Source organism: Photorhabdus africana, assembly GCF_035181445.1.
Taxonomy (GTDB): domain Bacteria; phylum Pseudomonadota; class Gammaproteobacteria; order Enterobacterales; family Enterobacteriaceae; genus Photorhabdus; species Photorhabdus laumondii.
In genome coordinates, this window is the sequence record NZ_JAXBVE010000187.1 from 1 (window position 1) to 461 (window position 461).

Consider the following 461-nt stretch of genomic DNA (forward strand, 5'->3'; position numbering starts at 1 on the left):
CGCTAATGAACACCGTGGCGTATCAGGGACAGACTGGGCAACCGAACCCGGCGTTATCGGCGTCACTGGTGAAATCCGCGAAGGCGTTGCTGAATAAAACGGCGGTGCCGGCGATTAACCCGCAGGCTCCTGAACTGAGCGGGCCAATGGACCGCACCTTCGGGCCGTTACTGGCGCTGCTGGGGAAAAATAAGGCATCGGATGTCATAACGGCGGACAACACCCTCAATTTGCAAACCTTCCTGACCCGGGTCACACAGGTGCGGCTGAAACTGCAACAGATGAACGCCAGTGATGACCCGTTGGAAATGGCGGGAAGGCTGGCGCAGACGGTGTTTCAGGGCAAAAGCACCGACCTGACGGAGACGCAAGGTTACGGCAATCTGATGGCGGCCAGTTTGGGTGACCAATGGCGCGGTTTGGGTCAGACGATGTTCGTGCAGCCGTTAAATCAGGCGTGG

Annotated in this window: 1 pseudogene; it reads left to right on the forward strand. The window is 58.4% G+C overall.

The features are described from left to right. Positions 1-461, forward strand: a pseudogene (locus SLS51_RS23340) (ImcF-related family protein); the annotation flags it as partial.